The sequence below is a fragment of the Luteolibacter sp. genome, assembly GCF_058122085.1.
On record NZ_JBIKBQ010000131.1, the window covers coordinates 1 to 10,165 of the forward strand.

At 60.4% G+C, this 10,165-nt stretch carries 5 protein-coding genes; all 5 read right to left on the reverse strand.

Annotation, left to right across the window (positions count from 1 at the left end; translation table 11 throughout):
• On the reverse strand, window positions 1-238 hold a 238-nt coding region (locus AC4DF4_RS16275; RefSeq protein WP_490049164.1), incomplete at its 3' end, for a hypothetical protein.
• Between the two features lie 310 nt (window positions 239-548).
• On the reverse strand, window positions 549-2,825 hold the full coding sequence (locus tag AC4DF4_RS16280; protein ID WP_490049165.1) for a redoxin domain-containing protein: 2,277 nt from the start codon (window positions 2,823-2,825) through the stop codon (window positions 549-551).
• A 1,238-nt stretch (window positions 2,826-4,063) separates the two neighbouring features.
• Complete coding sequence (locus tag AC4DF4_RS16285; protein WP_490049166.1) at window positions 4,064-5,191, reverse strand: alpha-amylase family protein; 1,128 nt, start codon at window positions 5,189-5,191, stop codon at window positions 4,064-4,066.
• A 420-nt stretch (window positions 5,192-5,611) separates the two neighbouring features.
• On the reverse strand, window positions 5,612-8,383 hold the full coding sequence (locus tag AC4DF4_RS16290) for an SGNH/GDSL hydrolase family protein (RefSeq protein ID WP_490049167.1): 2,772 nt from the start codon (window positions 8,381-8,383) through the stop codon (window positions 5,612-5,614).
• A 36-nt stretch (window positions 8,384-8,419) separates the two neighbouring features.
• Window positions 8,420-9,106: a hypothetical protein gene (locus tag AC4DF4_RS16295; RefSeq protein ID WP_490049168.1), complete on the reverse strand. Its 687-nt coding sequence runs from the start codon at window positions 9,104-9,106 to the stop codon at window positions 8,420-8,422.
• Window positions 9,107-10,165 lie beyond the last annotated feature (1,059 nt).

Here is a 10,165-nt window from a genome sequence, read left to right on the forward strand (position 1 = left end):
CCGTGCCCGCGGTCAGCGGCGCGTCGATCTGTTGGATCACCGTCCCGGCATTGAGGTCCACCGCGAGCAGCCTGCCTTCCACCGCGCCATTCAGGAAATACACCACCTTGCCATTGCCGGCGCAAAGGTTGGTGAAGACCCGGTTGCCGGTTCCGAGCGCTCCCGGCAGCGGGATCTCGGGCTCCAGCAGCATCCGCTGCAAGTCGATCCGCGCGATCGCGTTCGACGGGGCCTGCATCGTATAGAGATACTTCCCGTCCGGCACCAGGTCGCGCCCGACTGAGCGGAGACCGGCCCCAAGGGGGTCCCGGGCTCGGGCGTGAGGCGGATCCGCTCACCCCCCTGCGGAAATCCCGCCAGCACCCCCACGGGCGACGCCGGCCCCGTTGCCGTGAAGTCCGCCACCGCCACCAGCGATAGGCAACAGCCGGAGAGAACAGATACCAATCGGGGGAGATGCGGCACGATCACCCTGACGTCCTGGGTGGAGCGGTAACCCGGAGCAAGCCCAAGCGGCCGGAAAGGCGCTGCGGAAGTTCGCCAGCCGGTCACTTCACGTCCGATGCCTGCGATCCGCCGTGGATCTTCAGCAGCCGCTTGCCCTCTTCGAGCAGGAAGGCGGGATCCGAAAACGGCTCGGCGCCGATGTCCTGCCAGAGGACGCGACCGGTCCCGTCGATGAGGAAAGTGCCGTGGAGCGGCTTGTTCTCGAAATCATCGTAGGCGCGATAGGAGCGGAACACGTCAAGCGCCGGATCCGCCACGATCGGGAACGGGAACAGGCCCTTGTCGGAATACGCCAGTTGCGATTGTTGCAACTCCCCCACCGGATCGGTGCTGACCGCGATCATCTCGATCCCCGCCTCGAGAAAACCGTCCCGCTTGGGTGCGAAGGCATTCAGTTGGTCGATGCAGTGGAGGCAGCCGTGGCCGAGATAAAACAACACCACGACCGGCTTTCCCTTGAATCCGGAAAGCGCGAGCGGGCGACCCGACGAATCGGGCAGCGTGAAATCGTGCGCCGGTGGGGGCGTCCAATCGCGCGGTCCGAGGGATTCCAGATCGGGCCGCAGGCCGACATCGCTCCGCGGCGTGGCGGCGACGCGCCAGTCGGGTCCTTCGCCAAACTCCGCGGCGATAGCGGCAAGGCGGTGGAAAGGCGGTGCCGACAAGTCGATGGCGGAGGACAGGGTTTTCAAGCGGGCGAACGCCTCGCGGGCGGAGTCGGTTTCGCCGCAGCGATGGAGAACCTCGACGCGGGCCGCGAGCGGCAGGGTCTGGTCGGGCGCGGCCTCGACCGCTTCCTTGGCCAGGCGCAGGGCCTCGTCCTTCCGGCCAAGCCGGAGCTGGAGCCTCGCCATCGCCGGTTTGGACCGCTTGATGGCATCGAGCGCGGGATCGGGACGTTCTTCGAGGATCGCCCGGTGAGCCTCGAGTTCGGCCAGGAGTTCCTTGAGTTTCCGCTGGCGGTCGTCGAAGGGCTTGGCGGCTGCCGCCTCGGCCGCGGCGGTAGCCTTGGGGTCCTTCTTGTCCGCCTCCGCCGCCGCGCGGGCCTGGTTCCGGGCGGCCTCCTGTTCGGCTTCGACCGCGGCCAATCGGGTGGCCACCTCGTCGCCGATCCCGATCAGGCGCGGCAGTTCCCCCTTCTCGAAGCGGGCGATGCCGAGCAAGCGGAGCTGCTTGTTTCGCTCGTCATCCGAAGTCCCCGGATCGAGGTGACCCGCGTCGGCAAGGGCGATCGCCTCGTCCCAGAACTCGAATTGCTCAAGGGTTTCCAGCAGGCGCAAGCGGCCGAAGGCCACGCTGGATTTGAAGTTCGCGGGCGAGTTGAGCACGGGATGCCGCGGGTTGGCCAGCAGCCCCATCGCCACCGCGAGCGCCTCGCGGCCGTTGCCGAGCATCTGCCAGTTGCGGATCAGCCACTCGTTGTTGTGGACGTAATTGTGGATCTGGTCGGGAAGGACCCGGTGCTCCAGCAATTGCCGGTGATCGACCCGGGCGGAGGCCAACTGGTGCCAGGCGGAGTCGTCATAACGCCGCAACTTCGAGTAAATATGGCCCGGCATGTGCCACATGTGCGCGATGGCCGGAGCCGTCCGCGCCAGCAGCGCGGCGGAATCGAGCGCCCGCGCGGCCTTTTCCTCGTCCCACAGGTGGATGCGATAGTGGTGGGCGGGATGCATCGGGCGCTTCGCGAGGACCTGCTGGAGCAGAGTATCCACCGGTTCGTAGGAATTGATCGGGATTCCCATCCGGCTGAAGTGCCAGATGCGGCAGGCCAGGAACGCCTTGGCCTCGAGGTCGGCGGGATCGGCGTGGACGATCCCCTCCAGATCGCGGATCAGTTGCCGCCGCTTGGCGAGATCGTTGGTCCCGCTGGCGGTGAGGTAGACATTCTGGGCATCAATCCAACGTTTGCCGGCCTCGTCCGCCTGCTCCCGGTGCTCGACCGCCTTCGCGATGAATCCGGCCGCGCGCTTCGGGTTTTCCCAGTTGGCCATCGCCATGCCCCAGTAGGCCATCGCGCAGCCCGGATCCCGGGCGGCGATGTGGCGGAAAGTGCGCTCGGCCTCGAAATACCAGAAGCCGTGCAATTGGCCGATGCCCTGGTTGAACCAGGCCTGGGCTTCCGGCCATGAACTCCGGATCGGGAAATCCACGTCGCCGGTGCCGGGAATGCGGTTGGCGAACTGCCGCGGCCCCTCGTTGAACGCCTCGCCCTCGTGCGAATGCCCGGCGCGCGGCTCCCCCGCCACCTCTTCAGCCAAGGCCGGTGCCTGGGTCAGGAGAAACGCGAGGTAGACGGCAAGCGGAAGACGCGGCATGGCGGGACGGAATACAAAGCAAGGCACGTCCTTACAAGCGCTAAAGGACAGCGCGATCTTTCATACCCGCGGGTTTCGACGGCGTGAGGGCGACAAATGCCACCCTCGGCCGGGCGGTTTCAACCGATCCGCGTCAAATTCGGGCACGAAGATCTCCGCCGGATGATCGCGGAGCAACCGGTCTTCCCTCACGCCGAAAGCCGCACCGAGGACGATTGACTCCGGGATAGGGCCGCCCGGCCGAAGGCCGGACGACGCCCCCCACTGATCCGGACGAGCGCAATGAACGCATCCGGTTCCTCGGGGTTGTGGTTTCATTGCATTTTGGAGTGAACGATACGAGCAGGAAATAGGGGGAAGACACGCAGCATGCCTTGGAACCGTTCCCAGTTCGGGTTGCTGCTGCGATTGCGCCGCTGAAGCCACCTGCGCCACAACTTCGCCACCTCATACCGCAGCCGTGAAAGCATGCGGATATCCTCCTTTGGTACTCACAGGCTTCCTCGGGATGGTTTGATTCGCTGCGCTCACCCCTCGCGGGGCTCCCCTCCGGGGACTCTATGTCCGCTGCGCTCCCATTCCCAGCTTCCCTGGAAACCCTGTTCGTCGCTCTGCCCTGCCCTCAGACCCCGCGCGGACCTCCACGCCAGACCATTGCGGCGCTTCGGTGTTGCCCCCGCCATTCCTAACACGAAGGCTCCCCCGTCAATAAGCATTTCGAGGCTCAATCACACGGCTTTACGACCTGCTGCCTACGCTTGAAGACGCCATTTCTGGACGCCGACCAAGGCTCGCTTCCGGTGGGTGGTCAACCCTTTCCGGGCGGGTTGGTTCCCGCCGGGTTTCAATAGAGTCTTTCAGTCGCTCGTTAGTTTGACGTCCTCCTTTCGGTTAGTTGCTTTGGTTTACGAGCGCCATCCCCGTCTCTCAGGGCTTTGGCTGGCGCCAAGGAGTTTGCTTTTGGGATGAAGGCCGTTGAGAAAGCTCATGGGAGGACCAGAGGCGGGGGAAAAGGGGTTGGTGATGGTTTCCGCGATTTGCTTGCCCATGAGTTCATAGGCCGGGGCTTTCCAACGGAACCGGTCGCCACGGGCGAGTTGGGCGCGTTATTCGACGACCAAGCTATAGAGGTCGTTCACGGCGACGCCGGATTCCTGCATGATCCGGGCGGCGCTGGCGTTGCGGGTGGTGATGGTGGGATTGTCCGTCGGGTCCAGTTCGGCGGGTTGGTCCTTCAGTTACTGATCCCGCTTCGGGGTGGCCACCTCGACATGGTCCTGAGGGAGACCGAGGTAGGCCCGCGCCAGGCACGCGATGTTGCGATCATCGCCACTGAACGAGGTCACCGGCTGTTGCAGATAGAAGGATGCCGGCGGTTTCAAATTGCCCACCGTGGGTTTGGTGAAGCCATAGAGCCCGGTGTGGTTCTTTTGCGCATCCGGCACAATGGTGGCTGGATCCTGCTTGTTCCACGCGGCGAGGCAAGTGACCAGGCGGGTCTGCGGACCGATCATTCGTTTTGCGTCAGCGGTGCGTTTGAGATCCCCGGCCTCGTTGAGCAGCCAATCCGTCTCTTTCAACGCGTTGGAATCGGCGATGTGGGGATCATTGACATCGCAACAAGTGAGCCACACCAGGCATGCGGGGTTGGCTTCCTTGGCGGCCTTGCGAATCGTCTGCCAGGCGCGGTCCACGGCCTTCCGACCGTATGCGGTCATTTGCGCGGGAGTGATTTTTTCCTCGCCGGGAAAGGGTTCGGCCATGAGTTGGGCGTAGAGTTTTTTCTCGCAGTCAAGCCAGCGGTTGCCGTTGCTGGCCCGGCTGGTGGGCATGCGCAGCCAGTCGAGCATGAAGCCGTCCATGCCGGTCTTCTTCACGGCATCCCGAATGGCGTCGTCGAGATAGGCGAGGTATTCATCGGTGTAAGGAATGTGGGGGTCGCTGGGAAACCCATAACTCAGGGCAGGCTGCGTTTGTCCCCAGCGGGTATTGGCTCCGGCGCAGAAGTAGCCGAAGACAAGCATGTTCTCCTGGTGCGCGAGCTTCACCATTTCGGGTAGGAAATCATGCTTCAACCCCGGTTGCTCCGGCACCACGCCGTTCTTATACCATGCGTAGCCGTTGCAGGACACGCAGAAGCTTTGGATGACGTTGCAGCCGATGCTCTTATACCACGCCACATGCGCCGCCGGGTCGGCATCCGCCCACAGGCCGGGTTTGGGGAACGCATTGGGGCCGCCGGGCCCCCAATTGAAATCAATGTCGTAGGCTTTGATGGGTTCGTCGCCTTTGAGTTGGGCTGGCATGGGCTCAGCCTGGGCGAAGGCGGCCAGGGCGATTGAGATAACAATAGGGTTGGCTTTCATGGAATGTTGGGATTGGGCTGATGGTCGGTGGCAAGGGCCGCGAGAAGGAAAACGATGGCGGCGGATTTCATGGATGAGCAAAGGGTACGAGCGAACTACGGCGGAAATTTCCGCTCGGCAAGCATTCCCACAGAGTCGCCAGCGCTAGTCCGGCTTGAGGTAGTCGGCGACTTCCTTGCGGTCGGCGGGCGGCAGGGAGTCCAATTGCTAGGAATTTGCTTTTGGGATGAAGGCCGTTGAGAAAGCTCATGGGAGGACCAGAGGCGGGGGAAAAAGGGGTTGCGTTTAACTTTGATTCAACGGCAAAGGATCGACTCCTGCGCACAAACACTTATATCAGGCCTAAAGTGATCCACCCACATGGATTTCTGCAGTCTTATCACAAAGTTGAAGCACCGGATCAAAATGAATCAGTTTTATCTATGGATTCATCCTGAGGGTTTTACCAGCCGCAAGGTCTCTCTCATCAAGATTCCCTGTCCACGGATTCAATATCCGTAGTTTTCCTCCAACGGTTGCTGTGATTTCCAGTTTCACGATCTGGCCGGCTTTCTGCTCGGCACTGACAAGGAATCCTCCCTGCGCTCGGAGGTTGGTGAAACTGGCGTCCTTATTCTTCGGCCACGCCGGGAAGACGCGGATGGTGTTATCGACGCTTTGCAGCATGAATTCGCTGATGGCCGCAGCAATGCCAACGCTTTCGACGAGGTAATATCCGCAGTCAGGCACGAAGAAGAAGCCGTTCGGCTGCGCGAGCGGTTTGTAATAATTGCGCAAATCATCACACGCTTCCGGCATTGAGAAACGCGCCTTGGCCACGCTCATCATGATCGTCGAATTGAGCCCGCGATGCCGGGTCTGGCGGATAGTATGGCGGAACAATTCCTTCTCCGCCTCCGGAGAGAAGCACGTGACCTGGTCGCCCGGGAACACCGGCACGACTGGCACGGTGAGGTTGTGCTCCTTGATTTCGCGAAACCGGCAGCCGGTCCAGTCCACAACGACCGGCTTGCCCTCGGCATCCGGTGCGGTCGGATAATCCGGCAGTAGATCCAGCGCCTTGCGAAAACGCGTCACGAGCTCTGGATCGCGTCCGAGTTCCCCCGCGGCCGCAATCCCGGCCTTCATACTGTAACGGGCGTACGCGAGATCAAATGGTGTATTGTCCACGCCGAACGTGCCGTGTTCCGGACTGTAGCTCGGCCCGAACTTCGCCCTGCCGTTGCCATCACGCGGGCATTTCTCGGCGAACGAACAATAGAACAACGCCGTCTCGCGGATCACCGGATAAATCTTCTCCTCAAGGTGCTGCCGGTCGGGTTGGTAGAGCTGGTTGTACCACAGGACCTGCGCCGACATGCCAATCATGCCCAGCGTGCCATTGTACGGCATGTGCGCATACTGCCGGTTGTTCTTCATTTTGCAGTTCGCCGGATCAGGCTCAAACGGGAACGACGCAATCCCGACGTACGCGCCCTCACAGTCGAAGCTGGTTTTGGCTATCCACTTCAGGCGCGGCAGCATCTCGTTCATGTAACTCACCCACGGCTGGGCGAGTTCAGGATGATTGATGGGAAACGCCGTCCAGTGCGGTTGCCATACATTGTAGTTGTGATGGTAATCGCCATGCCACGGCGGCGCATCCGTTGACGAGTTTACAAACAGACCCACCGGCACCGCACCCGGTTTGCTCACACACCGCAGTAAATAAACCATCCGGTACCACCACGTCTGCAGCTCCGGATCATCCAGCGCCACGCCGCTTGCCGCCCAGAACGTCGCCCATTCCGCCTCATGCCGGGCGATCAACCGACCGGCCTCTTCGCGCACTGTCGTCCGCGCCAGCTCAATTACCGCGTCACGCACATTCCTTTTCGTGTCCCGTGACGTGAGCAGCGCCACCGCTTTCTGTTCGCCCTCGCCGGCAACCGCTACGGCGTATTCCATCCCGGCATAGTCCGTGTCGCCCGGCATTTTCATGTGCAGCCACTTCACGCCCCCGGTCTCGCCGAGTTCCGCCGCCGGCAAATGTTTAGCTTTGATTTCCTCGAAGGAAACCTCCGCACCCGTCTTGATCAGGAAGACATTCCGGTCGGCCAGCGCGCGCACGCTGACGCCACCCGTCGACGCCACCGCGCGCTTTAAGTCGAGCGTTGACGGCCCGGCGTTCGTGCGGATGAGCACGATGGCTGCGGTGCGCGGACTGGGAAATGGGCGGTGATAGCTTTGATTAAGGCCGCCACCCGCCGTCCATTGGTGGTTTGTCACATTCACTTTGAGCAGCGGCGGGTCTTGCGACGTGTCCACGCGCGCGTCCCAGACGTCGTTTTTTGAAATGCGCAGGCAAAGCGTGCCGTCACGCTCGTACAACAGGCCGTTGAGATCGCCGTTGCCGACGAGCAACCCTTCGCGATTCAGATCGGCGATCTTCGTTTGATGGACCGCCGCCTTGTCCAGCGCTTCCGGGTAAGGAATACCAGCAGTGGGCATCGGATTTTTGGCTGTTTCCTGGCTTGCCGGTTTTGCCAGTAATGTGGCGACAGCAGGTGCAAGATATTGAGCGGCCATTTCATTTCCTTTGTCGGTCAGGTGAACGCCGTCTGGAAGAATGAGTTCATCCCTGAGTTTGGGATTCTTCTCGAACTGGGCTGTAAAATGCGAATGCAAGTCACACAGCGGCAGGTTGTGCTCCTTGGCAAGCAGTCGCATGACGCTGCAGAATTTGTCGTCCAGAGCCGCATCGATCCCACCTTTGGCAGTGAACTGTCCGCGCCACTGGTGCCGTTCATTGATGAAAGGCGTGCTCGTGACCAGCAGGATCTTTGCGTGAGTATTTGCCTGAATACCCTGCACTATTTTCTCGAGACTTTGCCGAAACTCATCAGGGTTTGACCTGCCCGTGTCATTCAGCCCGAAGGAGATCGTGACCAGCACAGGATCGTGGACGAGAACCTGATCTTTTAACCGGCTGAGCCCGATCTTTGCCGTAGCGCTTCCAATTCCCGAATTGACGACACTTGCCGGAATGTGTTCTTTCGTGAGATAGGCCTGTACTAAGTCAGTCAACCTCTCTCCCGGCGTGTTCAAATTGCAAAACGTGGTCGAATCGCCAAGCATGACCACGACGTTGGTATTTTCGACGCTGTGCGCTGTGAAAGCACCGAGCACCAGCACCATGGTGAGTATGATCATATTCTTCATTGTATTCATGTTGTCCCCTTGCATTCTCTACTGAGCCCCGCCCACGCGAATCTCGACCGGCGTGTTGTCGAGTCGAAGCGCGGGATCAAAGCAGATTTCGTACTCACGGGTTCCTTGAACCAAAATCGTGCATGGGACGGTCTTGCCGCAACGCGTGACCGAAACCCCGGCTCGACCGGTATTCTTAACCCCGAGCCGCTCCAGTTCGAATGGCCTCTGAAACGTGAGAATCAATTTCTGATCGCAGTCCGGCTCTAAACTGGAATAGTCCAGCCAGCCCCAGGCAATGGAGCCAGGAAGAAACGCTTTCAGCTTTCCATGAAACGCCTCGGGCAGATTCGGACGGATCGAAAGCTTTTTGGCCGGCACATCCCACGCCAGGCCCTCAAGAGCAAGGAGCAGATGCCACGCGGCAGGAATGCTCTGATAGTGATCCCCGAAAATCGGCTTACGCTCTTTCGTGATCAGCATCGGCTGGTTCCATGGCCGCTTCAGGTATTCAAAGATCACGTCGTAGAAGCATTTGGCCACAATCAGTCCCTCCTCGGGAAGGCCCCGCCAAATCGCCAGCGCCGCGTATGCTCTCAGTCCCTCGGCGTTGGACATGATCGTCTCCGAAACCTTCGATCCAACAATATCCGAACGCTCGCCCTTGGCATCGTGATCCATTACCTGGAATGTCGTTCCGTTGAAGTTGTGTCCGAGCGTGCCCATGCGCTTGAGAAGCTTTGCCACCCGCTCTTCGTCAAGATTGCTAGGAATTTGCTTTTGGGCTGAAGGCCGTTGAAAGAGCCGGTGGCCGGACCGGCCTGCCTGTCGTAGCCTCGGCGTAGACTGGAGGGCGGGGAAAAAGGGGTTGCGGGGAAAAAGGGGACGGAAGAGGTGTTTCCTCCTTCGCCGAGGCTTCGGCGGACAGGTCGGTGCTGCGGTTAACGGTGTTTCGGTAAGAAAAATCCCCAGTCCGCGCCGGTAAACGGCTGGCTCGGGAGATTTCACGGCGGTTTTCATTCGCCGAGAGCATAGCTCTCCTAGCCGCTGTGCCAAGATTTCTTTAGCGACGGTTTTTTGGTGGTGGGTGGACTACCCGTTGATCAGGTGTAATCGAGAACCAGGATGCGGCCGTCTTGCAAATGGATTTCGGGTGCCTGCCATGTTTGGCTTACTTCTTCGCCACCTTCTTCGCCAAGGCTACGAAGGTCAGGAAGGCTTCGAAGCACACGTTGGTCGTAGCCATCTGGATCGGGATTGGATGGATTCCGGGGACGGTCGAACCAGTCGCCTGTGGCGGAGACTCAAGACTTGAAGACACAAGACAGAAGACGAAGAGGGCTCCGCGCAGATCATTGGCATCGACGCTCATAGAGACGCCGCTACAAGCGATTCATTCGCGTGCCTCGAAACTTGGCCGATGAAATCGCGGATTCTTGTCTTGGCTCTTGTGTCTTCACCGGGGCGCATGTCGCGGGCGGATTGCTTCGGTGGGGCGGGGACGAGGAGGATAGTGGATTGGATATTTAAAATTGGAGATTTGAGATTGGGGGAAGATTCCGGAGGACGGATGATGCGGTCGGGGATGAGCGGAGTTTGGCCTCGGGATTTGTTGGAATAGAGGCCGTAGTAGCGGACGGTTTGCTGGGATCAGGTGTGCAAAAGCCTCTTACGCGCAAAGGCCTTTCCTGATGCGGTCTTAAGATAGCGCTCGAAATCGGATGCCGCGCTTTCGGATTCGAATCCACCATACCACGCCAGTGTCCAAGGTCTGCCAGTTTTGGT

What these genes read in the sequence shown, in the direction of transcription:
- AC4DF4_RS16280 (WP_490049165.1), bottom strand. Translation starts at nt 2,825, where the DNA reads ATGCCGCGTCTTCCGCTTGCCGTCTACCTCGCGTTTCTCCTGACCCAG.
- AC4DF4_RS16285 (WP_490049166.1), bottom strand. Translation starts at nt 5,191, where the DNA reads ATGAAAGCCAACCCTATTGTTATCTCAATCGCCCTGGCCGCCTTCGCC.
- AC4DF4_RS16290 (WP_490049167.1), bottom strand. Translation starts at nt 8,383, where the DNA reads ATGATCATACTCACCATGGTGCTGGTGCTCGGTGCTTTCACAGCGCAC.
- AC4DF4_RS16295 (WP_490049168.1), bottom strand. Translation starts at nt 9,106, where the DNA reads ATGGGCACGCTCGGACACAACTTCAACGGAACGACATTCCAGGTAATG.